The sequence below is a fragment of the Mastigocoleus sp. MO_188.B34 genome (genome assembly GCF_030065675.1).
Classification (GTDB): Bacteria; Cyanobacteriota; Cyanobacteriia; order Cyanobacteriales; family Nostocaceae; genus Mastigocoleus.
This window is the reverse complement of sequence record NZ_JASJDK010000047.1, coordinates 1-21,933: the sequence shown is the minus strand read 5'-3', so window position 1 is coordinate 21,933 and position 21,933 is coordinate 1. Positions and strand designations below refer to the sequence as shown.

The 21,933-nt window shown below is 36.4% G+C and carries 14 protein-coding genes and 1 pseudogene; 9 read left to right on the top strand and 6 right to left on the bottom strand.

Going from position 1 to position 21,933, the window contains the following annotated elements; translation table 11 throughout:
- Nucleotides 1-42 precede the first annotated feature (42 nt).
- Nucleotides 43-1,362 carry a sensor histidine kinase KdpD gene (locus QNJ50_RS13530; RefSeq protein ID WP_300635996.1) on the top strand — a complete coding sequence of 440 codons (1,320 nt, stop codon included), beginning with the start codon at nt 43-45 and terminating at the stop codon, nt 1,360-1,362.
- Between the two features lie 227 nt (nt 1,363-1,589).
- Here the strand turns inward: QNJ50_RS13530 and QNJ50_RS13525 are convergent, their stop codons facing one another.
- Nucleotides 1,590-2,831 carry an S-layer homology domain-containing protein gene (locus QNJ50_RS13525; RefSeq protein WP_300635993.1) on the bottom strand — a complete coding sequence of 414 codons (1,242 nt, stop codon included), beginning with the start codon at nt 2,829-2,831 and terminating at the stop codon, nt 1,590-1,592.
- A 570-nt stretch (nt 2,832-3,401) separates the two neighbouring features.
- Nucleotides 3,402-4,073, bottom strand: coding sequence for a conjugal transfer protein TrbI (locus tag QNJ50_RS13520; protein ID WP_300635991.1), 672 nt, complete (start codon nt 4,071-4,073; stop codon nt 3,402-3,404).
- Nucleotides 4,074-4,426: 353 nt separating this feature from the next.
- Here QNJ50_RS13520 and dgt point away from each other — a divergent pair, with 353 nt between their 5' ends.
- Together dgt and QNJ50_RS13510 are read left to right on the top strand one after the other, a co-directional pair.
- On the top strand, nt 4,427-5,749 hold the full coding sequence (dgt, locus tag QNJ50_RS13515; protein WP_300635989.1) for a dGTP triphosphohydrolase: 1,323 nt from the start codon (nt 4,427-4,429) through the stop codon (nt 5,747-5,749).
- Nucleotides 5,750-5,960: 211 nt separating this feature from the next.
- A complete protein-coding gene (locus QNJ50_RS13510) occupies nt 5,961-6,548 on the top strand; it encodes a metal-dependent hydrolase (protein WP_300635987.1) in 588 nt (195 codons plus the stop codon).
- A gap of 113 nt (nt 6,549-6,661) precedes the next feature.
- Here QNJ50_RS13510 and QNJ50_RS13505 read toward each other — a convergent pair whose 3' ends face one another.
- Both QNJ50_RS13505 and QNJ50_RS13500 read right to left on the bottom strand, forming a co-directional pair.
- Entirely contained in the window at nt 6,662-8,302 is a 1,641-nt protein-coding gene (locus QNJ50_RS13505; RefSeq protein WP_300635985.1) for a thiamine pyrophosphate-binding protein, read from the bottom strand.
- Between the two features lie 552 nt (nt 8,303-8,854).
- Nucleotides 8,855-12,610 carry a DUF3883 domain-containing protein gene (locus tag QNJ50_RS13500; protein WP_300635983.1) on the bottom strand — a complete coding sequence of 1,252 codons (3,756 nt, stop codon included), beginning with the start codon at nt 12,608-12,610 and terminating at the stop codon, nt 8,855-8,857.
- A 217-nt stretch (nt 12,611-12,827) separates the two neighbouring features.
- On the opposite strand from QNJ50_RS13500, the gene QNJ50_RS13495 reads away from it, so the two are divergent.
- Complete coding sequence (locus QNJ50_RS13495) at nt 12,828-15,377, top strand: U32 family peptidase (RefSeq protein WP_300635981.1); 2,550 nt, start codon at nt 12,828-12,830, stop codon at nt 15,375-15,377.
- Nucleotides 15,378-15,579: 202 nt separating this feature from the next.
- Entirely contained in the window at nt 15,580-16,698 is a 1,119-nt protein-coding gene (locus QNJ50_RS13490) for a geranylgeranyl reductase family protein (protein ID WP_300635979.1), read from the top strand.
- Between the two features lie 79 nt (nt 16,699-16,777).
- On the opposite strand, the pseudogene QNJ50_RS28575 reads toward QNJ50_RS13490, so the two are convergent.
- Nucleotides 16,778-16,939: pseudogene (locus tag QNJ50_RS28575) on the bottom strand (FtsX-like permease family protein); the annotation flags it as partial.
- Nucleotides 16,940-17,178: 239 nt separating this feature from the next.
- Nucleotides 17,179-18,072 (bottom strand): LysR family transcriptional regulator, encoded by an 894-nt coding sequence (locus tag QNJ50_RS13480; RefSeq protein ID WP_300635977.1) that lies wholly within the window; start codon nt 18,070-18,072, stop codon nt 17,179-17,181.
- Between the two features lie 269 nt (nt 18,073-18,341).
- Here QNJ50_RS13480 and QNJ50_RS13475 point away from each other — a divergent pair, with 269 nt between their 5' ends.
- The 4 genes from QNJ50_RS13475 to QNJ50_RS13460 all read left to right on the top strand — a co-directional run bounded on the left by QNJ50_RS13475 (nt 18,342) and on the right by QNJ50_RS13460 (nt 21,790).
- Complete coding sequence (locus QNJ50_RS13475; RefSeq protein WP_300635960.1) at nt 18,342-19,097, top strand: trans-aconitate 2-methyltransferase; 756 nt, start codon at nt 18,342-18,344, stop codon at nt 19,095-19,097.
- Nucleotides 19,098-19,169: 72 nt separating this feature from the next.
- Nucleotides 19,170-19,946: a sulfite exporter TauE/SafE family protein gene (locus tag QNJ50_RS13470; RefSeq protein WP_300635958.1), complete on the top strand. Its 777-nt coding sequence runs from the start codon at nt 19,170-19,172 to the stop codon at nt 19,944-19,946.
- Nucleotides 19,943-20,857: a diaminopimelate epimerase gene (gene dapF, locus QNJ50_RS13465; RefSeq protein ID WP_300635956.1), complete on the top strand. Its 915-nt coding sequence runs from the start codon at nt 19,943-19,945 to the stop codon at nt 20,855-20,857. Before QNJ50_RS13470 ends, dapF begins: the two co-directional genes overlap by 4 nt.
- Before the next feature lie 423 nt (nt 20,858-21,280).
- Nucleotides 21,281-21,790, top strand: a complete 510-nt coding sequence (locus tag QNJ50_RS13460; protein WP_300635954.1) for a hypothetical protein — start codon at nt 21,281-21,283, stop codon at nt 21,788-21,790.
- Nucleotides 21,791-21,933 lie beyond the last annotated feature (143 nt).

Genomic DNA, 21,933 nt, shown 5'->3' with positions numbered 1-21,933 from the left:
ATTTTATTCTTCTAGTTATTGATTGCAAGTAAGCGTTACAAAATGTTAAGCACCGCCAGTTCTGAGTATGTAGCTCTTTGCAGAGAGCAGATGGCACTGTTAGCCCAAGGGCTGGGAGCGTCTTTGAGCATAGTGTATTTGACCCAAGAATTGGTAGAAGCCTCTTCAATAAGCGAAGCAAAATTTGTACCAATTGCGGTTTATCCAGAAACAGGATTATGGCAAGAAAGTGATAAAAAGAAGGTTTTGCCTAATCTGAATCAGAAGTTATTAACAGGTGTACAAGAATTAATTTCAGTTCCGCAAGAATCTAAGGGAAGAGATGAAGAGAATTTGCACTCCCAAGATGAATACTTATTCCGTGGGGACCAAATTGTTTTACCCCTAGTTCATGAAAATGCAATTATGGGGTTATTTGTGACTGTAAGGGATGACCGTGCCTGGAAAGATAGCGAAAAAGATGAAATTGAAAGGGTTGCAAGAACACTAGTGATCGCCTGCATTTTGGATCGGCGACAAGCATGGTTGCGTTCTGAGCTAGAAAAACAACAAATCTTGCAGGAGAAGCAACAGGATTTATTAGATAATTTATTGCATCAATTTCGCAATCCACTTACAGCACTGCGAACTTTTGGCAAGTTATTAGCCAAGCGTCTGCGTCCAGGGGATGCAAACAGAGATGTTGCGACATCAATTATTCGGGAGAGCGATCGCCTAAGAGAATTACTCATTCATTTTGACGAAGCTATTAACCTTACGACAGCAGATATAGTTGCTCCTAAGTTACCGGGGGATAAAGTCTTAGTGAACGCAGCTGTACAACAACCTTCTTCAGAGGTGCCATTATTATTGCCCGGAGCTGGCGAGGAAGGGAGTGAATGCTATTTGGAGGATATATTAGACCCTTTATTGATTTCTGCTCGTGCAATAGCCCAGGAGAGGGGTTTGGGATTAACAGCAGAAATACCTGCCAATTTATCTCCTGTAAATGCTAATTTTAAAGCTTTAAGGGAAGTTCTTAGTAATATTATTGACAATGCTTTGAAGTATACTCCTGCTGGTGGTAAGGTTGCGATTACAGTAGGTCATGAAAAAGATGGCTTTCAAGGAATAGCTATCAGTGACAATGGTCCTGGTATTTCGCAAATGGATCTAAAACATATTGGCGAACGCGGTTATCGTGGAGCGCAAGCTGAAACAGAGATTCCTGGTACGGGATTGGGTTTAACTATCGCCAAACAATTGATAGAGCAAATGCAGGGCGAGATTCAGATTTTTAGCCCTGCTTTGAATTCAGCAATCACATTATCCGATCAACCGGGAACTACATTTCTAATTTGGTTACCGTCTGTTGGGGGTTAGGCGATTAGGGATTGGGAGTTAGGGATTGGCGTTAGCACTGCGTGCCACCGCAAGCGGCATATGGGAAGTTCTTAATTGCAATAATTTATAAGCATTCACCGGACAATAACGCAGTTGTGTTGGCTAAAGCTATCCCATAAATCCGAATTCATTACTTATTACTTATTACTTGTTACTTATTACTCATTACTCATTACTTCTGTCCTGATTCCTGAGTTCCAAGACAATCATCTTAATGAGACTTCAAACTGTTCTTCGATTGTCATTTGCAGGTCGGTATCTGGATCGATGACAATCAGGTCAACACTCTTTTTCCCAAAGAACAAACCAACCAAACTACCAACTGCAGCACCACCTAAGACTTCTTCTGTTGCAATTGCGCGATCGCCTGTGACTCCTGCGATCGCTGCTGCTGCACCTGCACCAAGGGCTGCATTTTTGATAGTGGAGCGAAGTCTACTACCTTTTTTGACTGTTTCAGTTTTAGTAATCACTTCTGAATTTGCATCGATACTGTACTCTTGACCAGAAGTTAAAACTAATTTTTGAGCTACAAATTGGGAGCCACCTTCAGCAGGCTTGAGTTCCCCTATGACTTGGCTACCAGCAGGAATTACAATATCTCCTCTGTCTGTAATTACGTTTTGAGATACCGTGAGGGTTAAAGGTGCAGTCTCATCTTTTGTTACCAGAATTTTTTCTGCTTTGTCGTATTTCACAGGAATTACGGTTTCTGCAGGAATAGTAACCGCAACAGGAGTGGATGGAGATGAGTTAAAAGCTACGATATAGGGGGAAGAGATTGCTGATGCTTGGTTGTTACTAACCAATGCTTGATAAATAAACGCTGCAACTTGGGCTCTTGTTGCTGTTGCTTTAGGGTTAAGGGACTGAACGTTAGGGTAGTTAACTACTATTTGTTTTTCTGTTGCTGCAGCAATTGGACGACGAGCGTAGTTGGAAATATTAAACGAATCGTTGTAATACTGCAGTGTATTGATTGAGTTATTGCTTGGGCTGTAATCTAAGCCGTTAGCAAGGGAAACTAAGACCTGTTCCCGAGGAATATTTTGATTGGGTGCGAAGCGATTACCGGGATATCCAGATAAGAAACCTGTGGTATAAGCTTCTTGAATTGCACCATAAGCCCAATAATTTCTGGATACGTCGTTGAAATTAACTGCTCTACGTTCGGGTGCTTTTTGGAAAGCTTTACGAATCATCGCAGCGAATTGAGCCCGGGTGACTGGTTGCTCTGGACGAAAAGAACCGTCAGGAAATCCAGCAATGACATCTCGTCGTGCTAACTCTTGAATAAATTCTGCAGCCCAGTAATTAGATGAAACATCATAAAAATTAGATTGAGCCAAAGCAGGTGCAGAAGCAACTAATGGTGCAATACTTCCGGCTGTAATTCCAATTGCCATAACTGCAGCACATTTAGACTGCCAACTAGATTTTCCAAACATTTATTTTAACCCCAATTTATTCTGTTTTATTCTGTTAATTATTCAGACAATACTCGAAATAAAATGTTCCATTTTAGACCAATAAAAAATCATAGTTTGTCTGAATAAAAATATTGTTGAAAATGCAGGGAAATAATTAAATCAATCTTGACGTATTCCCAATCAAATAGTTGCTTGTTTTTTCTAAAATATATTTTTTAGGTTTTCTTAACTAAATGAGAAAATAAACTACACATGGGAGTAAATATGAATTGATTATTGTTAGTGACTCTTACAATTCCACCTTACCCACAGTTATTTTAAATGTATTATGCAGACTTGTACCAACGAAAATTTGCGGATTAACCCTATATATGAATCAATGTACTTCGTATTTTCTCTTAGTAGCTTTTCCCTAGGATTTACACTACAAATTAGAAAATAGTCAATATCCTAAAACGGTGTATTACCGTAAATATTGCTGAATTTTAATTCAATCTCAGTATTGTCAAAACGCATAAAAAAAAGGGTTCTTATTAAAAGAACCCCATTAACAGGATGATTAAGGTTAAAAAGAAAGCGAAAAAATTATTAATTACGAGATAAGGAAATTACTAAATCCGAATCTAGGGTGACATCTAAATCTTTTTCGGGATTGATGACAACAACTTCAACTGTTTTCTTTCGTAACAGAACGCTTGCTAAAGCACCAGCACCAGCACCAGCTACTGGACCTAAAATATCTATATCCCTGTCACCTGTAAGCAATTCTATGACAGCAGCAGCACCCGCACCGATAGCCGCATCTTGCAATATTTTGCTTGAGTCAGAACCTTTTTTAATTTTTTCTATGTTCGTGACTACATCCGAAGCTGCGTCAATGGATTGACGATCTCCGTTAGGAAAAATTAACTCTTCAGCTACAAACTGGGAACCTTTATCTGAATCTCGATCGCTTGCAGGTCTCAATTCACCTTTAATTTCAGTATTTTTGGGAATTAAGAGATTACCAGACCTGTCAACAATATCACTTGCAACTTTTAAAGTTAAATCCAGAGTTTCATCAGGAGCAACAACAATTTTATCTTTTTCATAGGTAACAGGAAGAGTTGCTCCAGCAGAGATTGAAACTCTCCTTGGCTCTCCGAAAATTACTTGGGCGTTTGCCCGATTCAAGGTAAATAAAGGAGTTATTGTCCCTGTGGAGATTGCTATTGCAAGAAATGCAGCAGTTCCATTTTTCCAACGACGAAAGCTAGTCATAGCTTCGATTTCCTCTTCAAGCAGTTGTGTTTGATGACGTGGAGTGATGCAGATTGTTTCTCATACGATCAGTGATTTATAATTTTTCATTCTTGTGGTGTAAATAAGACTTACGCACAGTTTTTTCGTTCACTTATACAAATTTGCTTCAGTATGAAGTTTCACTTACCGATCGCACAATCTAAATCTACATACTTTATTTGGTTATTTTTCTTTCTTCAACGGTGAGTTGAGTAATGTCAGGATAATTTTTTGTTCGTTGATTGAGAAAATCACTAGAATGACAATGTATTTTTGCTAATTAATTTCGATAAATAAATTTTTCTGAGTAATATCTACACAAAATATCAATTATGGATTGGAAAAAACTTCTCACTCCACAAAGATTGGGAAAATCAGAACCAGAAGATATCCGTTGGGATAGAACCTGTTTTCAGAAAGATTACGATCGTTTAGTTTTTTCATCTCCTTTCCGTCGTCTTAAAGATAAGACTCAGGTCTTTTCTTTGTCTACCAATGATTACGTCCGCACTCGTCTGATCCATAGTTTGGAAGTTTCCTGTGTTGGTCGTTCTTTAGGAAGAATGGTTGGTTGCGAAATCGTTAATAGACATCAACTCGATCAAGAGGGTTTTAGTGCTGCAGATTTTGGCGATATTATTTCTGCTGCTTGTTTAGCCCATGATATTGGTAACCCACCCTTCGGTCATGCTGGTGAAGATGCAATCCGAATTGGATTTGAGTCATGGTTTGGGGGTTACGAAAATCCTGTTGACGGATTGCTCAACAATTCACAAAAAGCTGATTTTGAATTATTTGAAGGAAATGCTCAAGGTTTTCGAGCGATCGCAAAATTAGAAATGTCACCACGTCCAGGTGGAATGCAGCTTACCTGTCCAACTTTAGCGACTTTTACCAAATATCCCAGAGAATCTTTTATTCCCGAGCATATACTTCATGGTTATTCAGGTAGCAGTATTAAAAAATATAGTTTCTTTCAAGCAGAAAAAGATTTATTTGCTCAAGTGGCTGAAACGGTTGGATTAATTCGCCGTAATGATAGTGTTGCTTGGTGGTCGCGACATCCTCTAGCATTTTTGGTGGAAGCTGCTGATGATATTTGTTATTCCATAGTTGATGTGGAAGATGCTTTTCGCATGGGTTATTTTTCCTTTGATGAAGCCCGAAGTTTGCTTGAAGATATTGCAGGTCTTAATTTAACGAACAAAGAGGAAGCAGAAATTATTAAGCATTTACGTGCTGGAGCAATTAATCAACTTGTTAGTGAAGCTGCAGAAGTTTTCCTAGATTACGAACCAAAAATCCTTTCTGGAGAATTCGATCAAGATTTATTATCTTTGGGAAGTTATGCACAAAATCTGGAAGAAATTCGTAAAGCGATCGCTGATAGAGTTTTTCAACATCGAGATGTTTTAAGGATTCGGATTGCTGGGTATGAAATTTTAGGTAAATTATTTGCAAAGTTTGTGAATGCAGTTCTCACGAATAGTGAGAAAGGAAAGTTATTCTCTTACCTGCTTCCGGAAGAATATCGACCTAGTAGTGATGAAGATACCTATGGCAAAATTCTAAAAATTACGGATTATATTTCCGGAATGACTGATTCTTATGCAACTAGTTTGTTTCAGGAGTTGAGCGGTATTTCTTTGGGTTAGTCTAGGTTTTGTTCGCTTTGTTTGTCGTTGAGAAACTGGTGAAAACACGCGATATATCAAGAAACTGGTGAAGACGCGACATGTTTCCCTGCGGGAACGCTTTGCTAACGCGTCTCTACAATGGCTAAGGAATAATTTCCATGTTCAACATCAATATTATTTTCGCGTATTCTAAGTGAATAGCAAGTATTTTTAGTTGCCAGTAAAAAGCATGAATACTCCTTCTCATTTTCTGATGACAGCCGGATTAGATAAGGCTTTCAAGCAAATACGGATTGTCAAATCTGCTTTTTTACTGGGTTCGGTTGCTCCGGATATTGCCTTATGGATTTTGTCAATTGGTGGCATTATTTATTACCACTTAATATTAGGTTGGAGTATGGGGGATACTTTTCGTTTGATGTTTGACGAACTGTATTTTCATCATCCTTTATGGTTGGGATTGTGTAATTTACTGCACTCGCCCATTTTGCTCCTGTCCGGTTTGGCGATCGCATTTCCCAAAAGAAAAAAAATTGGTAGCTGGGAACGGTGGTTTTTTTGGTTTTTACTGGCTTGTCTATTTCATACCACTATAGATATTTTTACTCATGCTGATGATGGGCCATTATTATTCTTTCCATTTGAGTGGAGCATTCGTTTTAATAGTCCAATTAGTTATTGGGATCCTCGATACTATGGCAGAGAATTTGCTTTATTTGAATTGGTATTAGATTTAGTGTTGTTAGTTTATTTGCTGTATTGGCGAGTTATGCGGTTTATTCACAATCAGAAGCGGGGAAGAAATTCGAGAAAATAATTCGAATAAATGATGTGGTGTGAAATTATATACAAATGTGAAATTATATACGAAATAGATAGGGCGCACGTCGGTGCACCCCTACAGAAAATATATTATGTTGTGATGGGAGATTAATTATGTACACGTTCCCCCAGTGCGCGGGTTAAACGCTTGAGAGCGGGTGAGGTATCTTCTGGATCTAAATGGATATCTAAAATGCAGAAGCTTTCAGAGTGTGTTTGACTTTGCAGTAGAGCTGTTTCTAATTCATCCTCAGTATGAATATCAAATCCTAGACCTGCACCCAAGACTTGTGGTATTTGACTGTATTTCCACAGCAAAACATCATTAAATGCACCGTCCAACATTGGGCGTTCTGTACCGTAACCACCATTATTCAGCAAAATTACAATCGGATTTAATCCATAGCGAACAATAGTTGATAATTCCATTCCCGTCATTTGAAATGCTCCATCACCGACTAGCACTAACGGACGAATGCTAGAATTCGCAAACTGAGCGCCGATGCTAGCAGGAACAGCAAATCCTAAAGAAGCGTAATAAGCAGGTGAGAGAAATCGAGTTTTATCGTAGACAAATAACTCCGAACCTGCAAACAATGCATCTCCAACATCGGCTATTACGATAGTATCTTTGCTTAGGAAGGAGTTTAAGCGCTCAAATAATCTGGCAATTGTTATTGATTTACCACTAATTACTGAGAAATCTCTAGGAGGTTTAAAGTCGATTTGAATATTCAGTTCTCGAGGATGGATATCGGCTTGAAGCAAACCTAGAATAAAGTCTTTGAGATAAACTTCATCATAGTTATGAAAACCGACAGATGTTTTTTCACTGGTTACGTAGATTGAATATTTAGGTTCGAGATGAGCGGTAAAAATACCCAAGTTAATATCGGATAAAAAGGTACCCAGCATAATTAAACAATCGCTGGATTCCACATATTCACGGGTGAACTTATTCCCCATTGCACCTTCATAGATACCAATATAGTTGGGGTGTATCTCGCTAATTGTTGATTTTCCTAATAAAGTTTCTGCGATCGGGATATTTGTTTTTTCAACTAGTTTGAGTAATTCTTCCTGCAACCCAAATCGATGCATTTCCACACCAGCAAGAATCACGGGTTGTTTGGCTGCATTGATTTTGTTTGCAGCTTCTCTCAAAACTTCTGCTAAAGCATCAGGATTGCTGACCTGTGGTTGAAGATCCAAGGAATAATCTAAATTTCCTGGTTGATTAACCATGTCGCGGGGAATTTCGATATAAACTGGGCGTTTATACCTCCTAGCTGCAGCAAGCACGCGATCAATTTCTTCAAAAGCCGTTTTTGGATTATCCAGTACTGTCGCAGCAACTGTCAGTTCTTTGAAAATATTGTACTGCGTATTAAAATTACGGATTTTATGGTGTAGTAAGGGGTTTTTTACCCGTTCATTTGTACCGGGAGAACCACTAATAACCACAACTGGAGATTTCTCTGCAAATGCTTGCGCTGTGGTGTTTGCAATTTTTAATCCACCAACACTATAGGTAATGCAAACAGCACCTAATCCTGTCAAGCGAGCATACGCGTCTGCTGCAAAACCAGCTCCTTGTTCGTCACAGGTATTAACAAATTCGATCTGACTATCTTCTAAAAGTTTGTTAAATCCTAGGACAAAATCACCAGGTACACCAAAAACATGATGTGCTCCATTTTGATAAAGTTTTTCAATTAAATAGGTTCCAATAGAGTTTGTAGTTTTCATGCGATCGCTTCTCCTTCTCCTGGAACTGAAAAGTTTTTTATAGCCAGTCCACGAAGCTTTGCTACAAATCTCACGTACTACTAGATATTTCTAACGCTTACTAAGGAATGAGAATTTAATAACCTGTAATTCTGAAATTTGGAACGGTGCGTTACGCGATGCTAACAGCACCCTACTTTATTTAATCCACATTCCTAAGGCTTTTACTAGATTCTTGTTTAAATGAAATAAGTTAAATTAAATCAAATCAAACTCTAACAGACATAAACTATTCGCTGCACTGCTTCATTGAACTTAGACTGGCTGAAATCTGAAAGTCGATGTTTTATCTTTTGTATTACAAGTTGTACTTATATTTTGCCAATTCCATACAAAATTGGTGAAGGTTTGATTAACCGAAATTGGTAGATTTTCCTTATTATTAGGCTTTCTCAGGAGGTGGAGGTCAAGGAATAGCTTAAAGATTTTTATTATTTTTAGGTGATTTTGTTCAATTTTGCTGGTTGGGCGATCGCGCGATGGCTACCTAATCACAAATTATAGTTGTTGGTTTTAACTTTCAGAATTAACTACGCCTTGGGGATATATATTTATATGGGAATGATTTCTAAATTTTAATAGCCTTTGCCAATGGAAAATAATTTCATTTGCGTTACCATCTGAATTTTGCTGAAATCCAAGTAATACTTCAACTTGTTTTTTATATTCTTCCTCGGTTAGATATTGTTCTGTAAGTTGAGATAACAAATTCTTTAAAGTAGCCCAAACAGAGCTTACTCGAATTATTTCTATTACGGAATGTCCTTCATGAACTACTATGACAAGTTCGTAATGAGCTTTTTTATCCTCTGAACACATCGACCTCCATTGACTTTGCTTGAGCCGAATCATAGGTTGATTAGAGCTTATGGTTTTAATCTCAGAGTACAATTTTTTACGTTTATATGATGTGCAAATAAAATCATATCCTAGAGCTAAAAAATCATTTTGCTTCTGCGCATTGTAACCCAAACTTTCATAAATTTTTTGAGCTTGGTCTTCCCCCCATTTTCCCCAATAGTCTATGTTAGAACCTGTACCATCAGGGGAAGATACAATACTAGGTATATCACTTTGAGTTGCCTCAGTTTCTGCACTCGATCTACCTAGATAATCTTCAGTATTATTGCATGATTGCTTGCCATAATCTTCTGGAATAGCTTCTATATCGCAGCCACTTTCTAATAAATAATCTTTGACATCTTCAATGTCATCATCTAGTAATCTTAATAATACTTGATTAGAAATTTTTCCTTTATCTAAAGCAAGGACATCAATCAGATAATCACCTAAATAAATATTTTTGATACTATCCCATTTACGCACATAATAAATAGATTTAGATTTTTCATCGTAATAATTAGGAATTGATTCTTTATAATCTATGTCCTTACAAGTAATAACAATCTTGCTGGGGTTGTAAAATTTAATGTTTCTTAATAGTGACTTGATTTTATCTTCTAATCTCGGATTATATGACCCATTAAGAAAGATACTTATAAAAATAGCTCTGTCTTTAATTAAGTTGGGGAGAGTTTCATCAACTACATCCTTGCATAGCTCAAATTGCATATCATCCGAACCAATTTTTTTAATCCCCAAAGCTTCAAGTATTTCCTCGAATTCTAAGCTATTTAGATTGGAATCAGAGAATTTTATTAAATTCGAATTACGTTTTGGGGTTAATCCCATCGCTATATCTAAATAATATAGTTGAGAAGCACTGTAAAATTTATCATCACAAGCAAGTAATCTTCCCGTCTTCAACCAGTCAGAAATTATTTCTCTATCATCATCATTTAAACCTTCTCTAATATATTTGAAAAGTTGCTCGTAAATTAGATTCAATCTATTTTCTTCTTTACTCGTATTATCATGATAAAGTTCGGCTAAGTTATCTAATAATTCCAAACAATCCTGTAGGTCAAGCTGTTGCTTTAAACCAATAAAGTTTTCTATCTCTTCTTTCAGATTGCAATTAGCAACAAGAAAATTATCACCTACAATTTTTTTCAGACGACTAGAATATATACCTTCAGAAGAGGAATGGCTTTTCCCATCATTACATGGGATAGAGTCATAATTATGTATTGAAAATTTAAATATAGAATCAACTTGTTTAGATATATTGTCAATCAATACTATTGACTTTTGCTCTAAATTCAGATTATTCCAGTGAAAGTTAATATATTCCCAAAATATTTTGGCAAAATCACTATTACTAAGATATTTTCTGTGAGGGAAATGTATGATATTTTGAAATTGGTAACTGTCTTGAAATATATCAATATCAATATATATAAAATATTCTTTTATTCTCTCATTATCGGTAGATAAATAATATTCACTAATATTTATAAATCTTAGTTCCTCTTCTACGCCAATATCCTTAAAAAATACTTTCCATTTTTCTTTATCTGTATCATTACTAGAGTAAATTGAGCTTACAAAATATTCAAAATCCGTATTTTTATAAAAAGATTCCAGATTTAGTTTCGGATGATAGTGATTAGAAAAATAACATTTATTTGCTTGTGCTAATTGACCATTTACTAATAAAAGTTTTAATTTACATAATTTATTCAGGTCGTCTTTAGTTAAATACTCATAAAACTTAAAAATTTGTCGGCATATTTCCACAGCATTTTGAGTAGTTACTAAATTAGGTTGATCTGCTAATTGCTGTATTTTCTTTTGAATCAGTTCAACTTCTTGTGAATTTTCTACTGCTAAAACACTAGTAAAGAATCTCCTCCAGTCAGTTATACTATCTTCCCAACAATAATATTCTTCGCTAACAAGGTTGGGTAAATAAACATCTGCCAATGTTATATTTTCTATTCTGTTATTAGTATAAAAATTAGATAAATTACATTTACTAGCTATCTGCAAACCATCATTAGTCATTAAAGGTAAGTTTTTGAGTACTTCGCTATCTTCACTATTTAAAGTAAAATTTTTCCAAACCTTAAAAATAAATCTTGTGATATTAATGGTATTGCTATCATCGATTTCATTGTGTTCAATCATAGGAATGATTTTACTATGGATAATCTCTAAACCATTAGAATCAGATACACCTATGGAAATGAAAAATTCTTTCCATTTACTAATATCATTCTCATTATTACAGTACTTAGAAGTCACTAATTGAAAATTTTCTTCTCCTATTGAGCTGGCTATATCTTCTACTCGATTATGAGGCTTATAAAAATTAGATAGATAACAAAATTTAGCAGGAGCTAAATAGTAACTTTCCTGTTTTTGATAAATTAATTCTAAATTTTTTAATTTTTTACAATACTCAGCACTTAGTTTAGTGTAATACTTAAAAATAAATCTCACATAATTCAAGCAAATATCTAAATTTTGTTCGCCAGATTCTTGCTCATCGGGAAGGTATTTACCATGATTAATTCTTTCCTTGATAATTTTTATTCCAGAAAAAACTTTGATTTTTAGATGTTTTTTTAACCAAGTTATTAATATTTCATTTTCATCCATAGCATCATCAATTATCCAGGGATGAATAAAATGAAAATTGGCAAAATTTAATAATGCTTTTTCCGCATCATCTATCTGAAAGTACAAGTTTTCCGGACTGATGATGTTTTCTTCTTCATCTAATATAAAAGGTATAGAGACTAAATCTGTAGTTGATATATTTTTTACTCGTAAATGCTCAATTACTTGAAAATTAAGTAGAGGATTATCTTTGATAATATCTTTATATTCTTGGGATTCTTCAAAAAAGTTACAGAGCTCTGTTACATCAAATGTTTTTATTTTGAGATATTTGAGGTTTCTTTTATTTTCTAGAGAGTTACTTATAAAATAAAGTTGTGCATCGAAGAAATGCCTTATAATTTCAGTACCTAAAACTCTAGTAATCTCTATTTCGTCAATTATCGCTTCATGAGTTTTTAACAGTTTAAAATCATTATCCTCACACGGAAGAAATGCAACATTTTCTATAGCCAAATCAAATCCGATATTAAATGCATCTTCAGTTTCACTACTTTCACCGTATGAAGCAGTATATTTGGATGGAATGAGACTTGTGATTTGATTTTTATACGTCTGATTTTGAGCTAATTGGGCAATCCATAAAAAAATATGATAACCAATTTTTTCAAAAATAAATCTTTCTGTCTCCGTATATAAATCACCCGTTAAACGAGTCAATGCATTGGCTAAATTTTCAGCATCTCTTTCTGACTGACCTGTTTCCTCAAAAATATTTTGAACAAATTGTTTCGGTTCTCGCATAAGTATTGTTTGCGAAACAGCTTGGTCATATATAACACATGCAAGTATGGAGTTAGGGTAGTAATTGTTTATTGCATCTAAGTGATACTGTCTTCAGAAAAGCGTTTTTCGATTGGTTTAAAAATCTCTATGACTTATAATTATTTTTCGTCTTCACCCACCATCTTTCGCCACCAACGATAAAATCACTAAGGTGTAGCTATTCCGCTTTAGTGTCATGACAGCCAAACCTAACTCCCCCACTTCCAAAGTTCATACCTTTCAAGTTCCCGAACTTCTCGCTCCAGCAGGTAACTGGGAATGTGCGAAAGCTGCAGTAGAAAACGGAGCGGATGCAATTTACTTTGGTTTGGATAAGTTTAATGCGCGCATGCGAGCAGAAAATTTTACTGAGGTGGATTTACCGGAGTTGATGGAATTTCTCCACCTGCGGGGAGTAAAAGGTTATGTCACTCTCAACACTTTAGTTTTTCCCCAAGAACTGAAAGATGCACAGCAATATATTCGTTCAATTATTTCTGCTGGGGTAGATGCGGTCATCGTTCAAGATGTGGGAATTTGTCGTCTGATTCGTCATATTTCACCTGACTTTCCCATTCATTCTTCAACTCAAATGACGATTACTAGTGCGGTTGGGGTGGAATTTGCAAAGGAACTTGGTTGTAATTTGGTGGTTTTAGCGCGGGAATGTTCTATTAAAGAAATTAATAAGATACAGCAGCAGATAAGTGTAGAGAATTCCCATCACAAGTCTTTACCTTTAGAAGTATTCGTTCATGGTGCTTTATGCGTTGCATATTCAGGTCAGTGTTTGACTAGTGAAGCTTTGGGAGGACGTTCTGCAAACCGTGGTGAATGCGCTCAAGCTTGTCGCATGCCTTACGATCTAATATCAGATGGGGAAATAGTAAACTTGGGCGATCGCAAATATTTACTTAGTCCTCAAGATTTGGCGGGTTTGGAAGTTATCCCGGAGTTAGTAAAATCTGGGGTGAGTTGTTTGAAAATTGAAGGACGGTTAAAAGCTCCGGAATATGTTGCTAATGTCACCCGAGTTTATCGACAAGCATTAGACAATATCATCAAAGATATTCCCGATGTCCCTAAGAAGCGACAAAAAACCCTTATTAAAAAGGGAAATCAAGAACGCTATAACCTAGAAATGGCATTTTCTCGGGGTTTATATACGGGATGGTTTGAAGGAATTAATAATCAAGAATTAGTTCACGCAAGGTTTGGGAAAAAGCGTGGGGTATATCTAGGGGAAGTAAAACAAGTTGGTAAGGAAGAAATAACGATCCGCTTGGAAGCACCAGTGAAAGCCGGTGATGGTGTAGTTTTCGACTGCGGTCATCCGGAAAGGAAGGAAGAAGGGGGTCGAGTTTATGGGGTATTGCGTAAGGGGAAGGATGCTATATTGCGTTTTGGGAAACGGGATTTAAATCTGAGAAAAATTCATATTGGCGATCGCATTTGGAAGACCAGCGATCCAGAATTGGATAAGCAAGTGCGTCAGAGTTTTGCTAGCGAAAAACCCCAATTTCAGCGTCCGATTTTTGTGGAACTATATGGGGAATTAAATGAAAATTTAGTCGCAATTGCACGGGATGAAATCGGTCATGTGGTGCAAGTTAAATCATCAATAACGCTGGTTGAAGCTCGCAATAAGCCCCTTTCCACAGAACGTTTACAAGAACAGTTTGGACGTTTGGGTAATACTCCATTTTGTTTGGGAGAGTTGAAAAATCACCTCGAAGGCGAATTAATGTTACCGGTGAGCGAATTAAATAAAATGCGTCGGGAAATTGTCACTCGACTGGAAGAATTACGGACTCAACCTAAGCTCTGGAAAATCAACGAAAACGCTTCATTATCAGATTTACTTCCTGCTAAGGATTCTCCTGTACTTCCTTCTCCCAAGTTAATTGTTTTAGTTCGTAACCTCAAACAACTTGAAGTAACACTCAAAACAGGAATCGAAACCATCTACTGTGAATTTGAAGACCCCCGTAAATATAAACAAGCTGTCGAAATAGTTCGCAAATCTTCTTATTTATCTCCTAACCCATCCCCTCAAATCTGGGTTGCACCTCCGAGAATTACCAAACCAGCAGAAAACTGGATTTTACAACAAGTTCGTTCCAGTAATGCGGATGGTTATTTGATTCGTAACTACGACCATTTACGGTATTTTGCTGAGGAAAATTGCATTGGTGATTTTTCCTTAAATGTGGCTAATGCTCTAACAGCAGATTACTTTAAAAATCGTTTTGGTTTAGAACGTCTCACCGCTTCCTACGACCTGAATATCAATCAACTTGAAGATTTACTCAAAAGTGCTCCTCCCCAATGGTTTGAAGTAACAATTCACCAACATATGCCGATGTTTCATATGGAACATTGTGTTTTTTGTGCCTTTCTTTCTGACGGGATTGATTTTCGGGACTGCGGTCGTCCTTGTGAAAAACATCAAGTTAAACTTCGCGATCGCGTGGGTACGGAACACATTCTCCAAGCTGATGCTGGTTGTCGAAATACTGTATTTAACGGTACTGCTCAAACTGGTGCAGAGTACGTACAGCATTTAATCAAACTTGGTTTGCAAAACTTCCGAATTGAGTTTGTGAATGAAACTCCAGAGCAGATAATCCAAACAATACATCTTTATCAGCAATTACTCCAAGGGGAAATTACAGGTTCCCAATTGTGGCGAGAATTAAGATTGCAAAGTCAGTTGGGGGTAACTCGCGGAACGGTGGTTAGTTAATTTTTAGTTGAAATGATAGTGCGGTTCTAGCACTTGTAGAAACAATGTAATATAAATGACTTGTATGTTTAGCGTTAACTATGTAATATCCATGGATATTCGCTAATTTTTTTCATACTTGTTGATAATTCACAACAGTAATAAAAACCTTCCGGAGCATTCTACCCATACTTAACTGACTCAGGAGTAAAACTACAAGCGTATGTATGACTGCATTATTGTCGGCGCAGGACCAGCAGGTGGAACAGCTGCATATCATTTAGCAAAACGGGGAAATTCAGTATTAGTTGTAGAAAAAGAATCATTACCCAGATACAAGCCCTGTGGTGGTGGTGTATCCCCAATGATTGCTCAATGGTTTGATTTTGATTTCAGTCCGGCAATTTCCAGTAAGGCTAATACCATTCGCTGTACTTGGAATATGGGCGATCCGGTGGAAGCAGAACTAAAAACTCCTGAACCAGTATGGATGGTGCGACGGGATATATTCGATCATTTTTTAGTTAAACAAGCTGAAAAACAAGGGGCTGAACTAAGAGATAATACTAAAGCTACTGGTATTGAATTTAAAGGTGACCATTGGCAAGTTAATACAGTTAATGGTTCCTTCAACGGTCGTTATTTAATTGCTGCTGATGGTACTTCAGGACCAACGGCAAAATGGTTAGGTTTTAAGGAACGCAAACGTTGTCTAGTTGGCGCTTTGGAAACTGAAGCTGCAGCAGATGTAGAAAATGCTAATATTGCTCACTTTGAGTTTGGGATGGTTAAAAATGGTTACCTGTGGAATTTTCCGAAAGCAGATGGTTATTCCATTGGTATCGGTAGCTTTCTTGGTGGAAAATCCCAAAACTTCAAAAAGATTTTGCAGGAATACGGCGATAAATTTGGTTTGGATGTCCAAACTTATAAACAGTATGGTTATGGAATTTCTTTGTGGAACGGTACTCAAAAGCTGCATACCGAACGTGCTGTTTTAGCAGGGGAAGCTGCTTGTGTGGTCGATCCGTTTACTGCAGAAGGAATCAGACCTTCAATTTTTAGTGGTTTAAAAGCAGCAGAAGCAATTCATAAAGCTATTACTGGAGATACTAATGCTTTGGAAGAGTACTCCAATATCATCAACGAACAATGGGGTACTGATATGGCTTGGGCGCAAAAATTAGCTAATGTTTTCTATCATTTCCCCGGTATTGGTTATAAGGTAGGTGTTAAACGTCCTTCGGCTCCTCAAGTCATGGGTAAAATTCTTTGTGGCGAATTGCGATACAGTGATGTGGTAGGTCGCGCTCTTAAGCGGTTAAATCCCATTTTTGGGTAGTGAGTAATAAGTAATAAGTAATAAGTAATAAGTAATAAGTAATAAGTAATAAGTAATAAGTAATAAGTAATAAGTAATAAGTAATAAGTATAGATTCTGTTAAAAATTGAGTGAGTATAGCTGAAGATGTCGCCCCGACTGCTTTACGAATTCCAATTTCCCAGGTGCGCTCAACCACAGAAACTAACATAATGTTCGCTATTCCAATCCCACCAACTAATAAGGAAATTTCTGCAATCGCCTTCTTTTACTTTTAAGCTTTTTAAAATACCTGCAGTTTCAGGACTGATATTGACTGACATCTGAGATTGAACAGTACCATTCGCTGAAACAATAATTTTCAAGTCGTCTCTTTTTACAGGTAGTGTTTGAAGTTTGCTTTTTGCTTCTTGCTTGGGAATAACAATTAACTACTACCTAGATTTTCATGTAAAATAATAAACACTTTAATGTACTTCATATTGCTTATTTATATTCCTCTCACTCATGATCGCTACCTGCATCACCACAACACATCGCCAAAAAATTCCCCAAACTGGGAGAAGTATTATTTTTTCGCCAAATCATGGCAATACTAACCTGTGGAGTTACTTCTACCAAAGGTTTATAAACCACACCAGTGCGTTGTAAATTTTGCAAAGACTCTGTGACAATAGCTACACCAATCTCTGCAGCAACCAAACTCACAATAGTTTGCATTTGGATCGCTTCTTGAACCACATTGGGACAGAAACCTCCTTGCTGACAAAGACTAATAACCGAATCGTATAGTCCAGGTGCGAGAAACCGGGGAAATAAAATAAAAGGTTCATCAATCAGAGACTTCAAACTTACCACCGGTTCATTTGCTAGTTGATGTGTTTGTGGAATTGCTACCATCAATGATTCTTGAAAAACTTGTTTCCAGTCAAATTTATCTTCATTGACTGGGGGACGCACAAAACCCACATCAATTTGATTTGTATCAAGTTGTCGTAATTGTTCGTCTGTAGTTAGTTCGTGTAACTCTAGACTTACATCGGGAAAATGACTGCGAAATTCTCGTAACATATCGGGCAAAATGTTATATGCAGCAGAACTGACGAAACCAACTACTAACTTTCCCTTTTCTCCTCTACTTGTCTGTCTTCCCGTCTGGATCGCTTGTTCTAATTGGCGAAAAATTTGCTGAACCTCACCGAGAAAAATCTCTCCAGCTTCAGTTAATTGTACTTGGCGTTTGGTGCGATAAAAAAGTTCAAAACCTAACTCATTTTCTAATTGGCGAATTTGTTGACTCAAAGGTGGTTGAGCAATATGTAATCTTTGAGCAGCGCGTCCAAAATGTAATTCTTCTGCTAATGTCACAAAATATCGCAGGTGTCTTAATTCCATATTTTGAGGAATTGGTAATTGGTAAATTTTTTAATTTCTATTTCCTGTTCCTCGTTCTCTTTTCACAATAAATATATTTTAGATATTAATAGGTAGTGAAAAATATATTGGACATTATTTAAAAGCTTATTTATTGTAAAAGTAAGGTTGTTACAGAGATTACATGTACCTTGGTGTAAGCGTAGCAACATCATTAAACCTAAGAAATTTTCTTGACCTTCAACTATCAACTGTTAGCGGTCTAAACAAGAGAAATAAGGAATTTTTGTATGATTAATAATAATTGGAAAGCTACTCTTTATGAGGGTAAGCATAGTTTTGTATGGCAAAATGCTGGAGATTTGTTAGAGTTACTCGCTCCCAGATCGGGAGAAAGTATCCTCGATATAGGTAGCGGAACCGGACAGTTAACAGAAAAAATTTCCCAAAGTGGAGCTACAGTAATGGGAATTGATAGTTCTGAAAACATGGTTGAAAAGGCGAAACAGAACTATCCCAACTTACAGTTTAATGTTGTTGATGCCAGAAATTTCCAGTTCGATACTACCTTTGATGCTGTTTTTTCTAATTCAACTCTACATTGGATTCCAGAAGCTGATGCAGTTATCAATTGCATTGCGAAATCCCTCAAAGTAGGTGGACGTTTTGTCACAGAGTTTGGTGGAAAAGGAGACGTTCAAGCAATAACTACTGCTCTATCCCAAGCACTCAAGGATATTGGAATTACTCAAAATAATCCTTGGTATTTTCCCAGTATTGGGGAGTATGCAAATAAGTTAGAAAAACATGGTCTTGATGTCACTTATGCTGTTTTAGTTCCCCGTCCAACACCTTTAGCTGATGGAGAAGCAGGTTTAAGAAACTGGGTCGAGATGTTCTGCGATCGTTTCTTCACGGGAATTACCACAGAAGAAAAAACTCAAGTAATTAGCAAAGTAGAGGAAATGTTACGTCCGACTTTATATCAAGAAGGTACCTGGATTGCTGACTATCAAAGAATTCGCATTGTTGCTGTCAAAAACTAAATTCTTCATCTTGCTTACCATTACCAATTACCAATTACCAATTACCAATTACCAATTACCCATTACTCATAAATGCATGATTTTTCACCATTTTTATTATTTGTTGCTGCTTTGGGTGCAGGAATTATTAATAGCGTAGCTGGAGGTGGTGGGTTAATTGCTTTTCCCGCACTTTTAATTGCAGGAGTACCACCCATTTATGCTAATGCAACAAATAAAACTGCTTTATGGTTTGGTACTTTTGCGAGTACTATTGCTTACCGTCAAGAACTTTCCACTCGCAAACCAGAACTATTTTTGTTAACCATTGCGAGTGTAGTAGGAGGGATTTTTGGTTCTTATTTACTGCTACATACACCACCACAAATTTTTGCTCGCTTAATCCCATTCTTGATGTTAGGTGCAACTGGAATATTTGCTTTAAGAAAACTGAGTTTAAAAATTGGCGTGAAGCGATCGCTCTTCGAGCCTTTTTCATTTAACACTGATTCGCGTCTGCAAATATTAATAGTTGTGCTTTTGCAGTTAATTGTTGCAAGTTACGGTGGTTTTTTTGGTGGAGGTGCAGGTATATTGATGCTTGCGGTTTTAAATATGACTGGTATTCAGAATATACATATCATGAATGCCTACAAATGTTGGTTAGCTACTTGTATTAATGCTGTAGCAATTATAAATTTGGCATTGTCAGATGTGATCGTTTGGGACAGAGCAATAATCATGGGTATTAGCGCTTTAATTGGTGGATATGGAAGTGCTTACATTGCTCGTAAATTAAATCCTATTTGGATCGGTTATGCGATTGTTGGAATTGGTTTTGGTTTAAGTATTTATTTTTTCCTAAAATGAAATTTTATAAATATCATGCACTGGGTAATGACTATTTAGTTATTAATTCTCAGGATTTAAATTCTCAAGATTTAGACTCTCAAGATTTAAACTCTCAAGATTTAAACTCTCAAGAGTTAAACTCCCAGGGTTTAAAACTTGAATTGACACCCGAAAAAATTCAAAAAATATGCGACCGTCATTTTGGGATTGGTTCTGATGGAATTTTACTCGGAACAATACAACCTGAAACGAATAGATTTTCCCTACGCATTTTTAATCCTGATGGTAGTGAAGCAGAAAAAAGTGGTAATGGACTGCGAATATTTTCCCGCTATTTATGGGATATGGGATTAGTTACAAATCAACCATTCTTAATTGAAACAATTGGAGGAACCGTTAAATCTGTAGTTGAAAATTCTGGACAGATGGTTCGGGTAGAAATGGGAAAAGTTAGTTTTTGGAGTAATGATATTCCTGTCGCTGGAGAAGCTCGAGAAGTTATCGATCAAAGAATTAATGTTGGTGAAAAGGAGTTTAACTTTTCTGCTGCAACCATTGGTAATCCCCATAGTGTAATTATTTTGCCAGAAGTCGATTCACAAATAACAAAAAAATATGGCTCACAAATTGAAAATCATCCTTTATTTCCCCAGCGTACCAATGTTCAGTTCATGAAAATACTCGATCGCAATAATATTCAAATTGAAATTTGGGAAAGAGGTGCAGGTTATACATTAGCTTCAGGTAGTAGTAGTAGCGCAGCTGCAGCAGTAGCTTATAAGCTCGGTTTATGTGATGCAAAAATTACCGTAAAAATGCCGGGTGGTTTAATTTCAATTCAAGTACATGAGGATTTTAATATTCTCATGAGCGGTGCAGTAACCCAAGTTGCTTCAGGAGAAATATCTCAGGAAATATTTGATATTTGACACATATTTAAAAATAACTATACAGGAATAATGCTTGACCAAAATGTATCTTACATAAACATCATTTTGTGCGAATGTAGTATTACTATCTTTCTTTATTTATTTACTTGAATCAAATTAAAAATACAATATAAAAAATTAATATTTCGATATATGAGTAAATATTCTTAAAAAATTTAACTTAATTATAAAAAAATATTGATGGATTTCCTAAAATGAATTTTGGTTTGCTAAACTAATACTTTAGTTAACTTACTTCATTACAAAATTGGAAACTAAAATCATCCAAACTAAGTCATCCAAACAAAATATAATATCGTTGTAATTATCAATTTTGAAAAAAATCTGATTATTTATAGATTGTCAAGAAAAACTATTAGTTGAATCTGTTAAAGCAATATTTAATAGAAAACCGGATAAAATATGCGACCGGCAATACTAATTTTAGGGATTACACTTGGTACAATCTTCTGTTTCAGAAGTGAAATCTCTGTAGCAGAAAATGTTTCTGTCTCCGTCCCATTACCTTCCAATGAACCTCTAGAACTAGAATTGTTGAATAATCCCCAAGGTTTAGTTAGAACAGCCAACACAATTTCCCAAGAGCAACTCACTATTCCTAGTTTGTGGTGGGCGAAAGAAAATTCACAGAACAAATTATTGGATAATTGGATTGCATATCCTGCTACTAAAATCAGACCTGGGCGAGTAGATTTAATTGTAAATGAACAAATTTGGACGTTACTTGACTATCTAGAACGTTACAACTTTGTTAATTACTTAGGTGGTGTAGTACGTAGTAATAAATACAACATGAGAGTTTTTAACTATCAAAAAGAACTCTTAGCAACTTACACTTGCAATTTTCAAACTATTCAACCTTTGTGTCAGATAAAAATGAATACTCAAACTTTTTTAGAGGTGAGTTTTTAGGTTGGGAGTCAGGATTCAGGAGTCAGAAGTCAGGACAGACCGCGCTTACAGCGAGCAGGAGTCAGAAGTCAGGAGTCAGGAGTCAGGAGTCAGGAGTCAGGAGTCAGGAGTCAGAAGTCAGGAGTCAGGAGTCAGAAGTCAGG

Bases quoted from the DNA above. Each gene is read 5' to 3' on its own strand.
- QNJ50_RS13530 (WP_300635996.1), top strand. From the start codon at position 43: ATGTTAAGCACCGCCAGTTCTGAGTATGTAGCTCTTTGCAGAGAGCAG.
- QNJ50_RS13525 (WP_300635993.1), bottom strand. From the start codon at position 2,831: ATGTTTGGAAAATCTAGTTGGCAGTCTAAATGTGCTGCAGTTATGGCA.
- QNJ50_RS13520 (WP_300635991.1), bottom strand. From the start codon at position 4,073: ATGACTAGCTTTCGTCGTTGGAAAAATGGAACTGCTGCATTTCTTGCA.
- dgt (WP_300635989.1), top strand. From the start codon at position 4,427: ATGGATTGGAAAAAACTTCTCACTCCACAAAGATTGGGAAAATCAGAA.
- QNJ50_RS13510 (WP_300635987.1), top strand. From the start codon at position 5,961: ATGAATACTCCTTCTCATTTTCTGATGACAGCCGGATTAGATAAGGCT.
- QNJ50_RS13505 (WP_300635985.1), bottom strand. From the start codon at position 8,302: ATGAAAACTACAAACTCTATTGGAACCTATTTAATTGAAAAACTTTAT.
- QNJ50_RS13500 (WP_300635983.1), bottom strand. From the start codon at position 12,610: ATGCGAGAACCGAAACAATTTGTTCAAAATATTTTTGAGGAAACAGGT.
- QNJ50_RS13495 (WP_300635981.1), top strand. From the start codon at position 12,828: ATGACAGCCAAACCTAACTCCCCCACTTCCAAAGTTCATACCTTTCAA.
- QNJ50_RS13490 (WP_300635979.1), top strand. From the start codon at position 15,580: ATGTATGACTGCATTATTGTCGGCGCAGGACCAGCAGGTGGAACAGCT.
- QNJ50_RS13480 (WP_300635977.1), bottom strand. From the start codon at position 18,072: ATGGAATTAAGACACCTGCGATATTTTGTGACATTAGCAGAAGAATTA.
- QNJ50_RS13475 (WP_300635960.1), top strand. From the start codon at position 18,342: ATGATTAATAATAATTGGAAAGCTACTCTTTATGAGGGTAAGCATAGT.
- QNJ50_RS13470 (WP_300635958.1), top strand. From the start codon at position 19,170: ATGCATGATTTTTCACCATTTTTATTATTTGTTGCTGCTTTGGGTGCA.
- dapF (WP_300635956.1), top strand. From the start codon at position 19,943: ATGAAATTTTATAAATATCATGCACTGGGTAATGACTATTTAGTTATT.
- QNJ50_RS13460 (WP_300635954.1), top strand. From the start codon at position 21,281: ATGCGACCGGCAATACTAATTTTAGGGATTACACTTGGTACAATCTTC.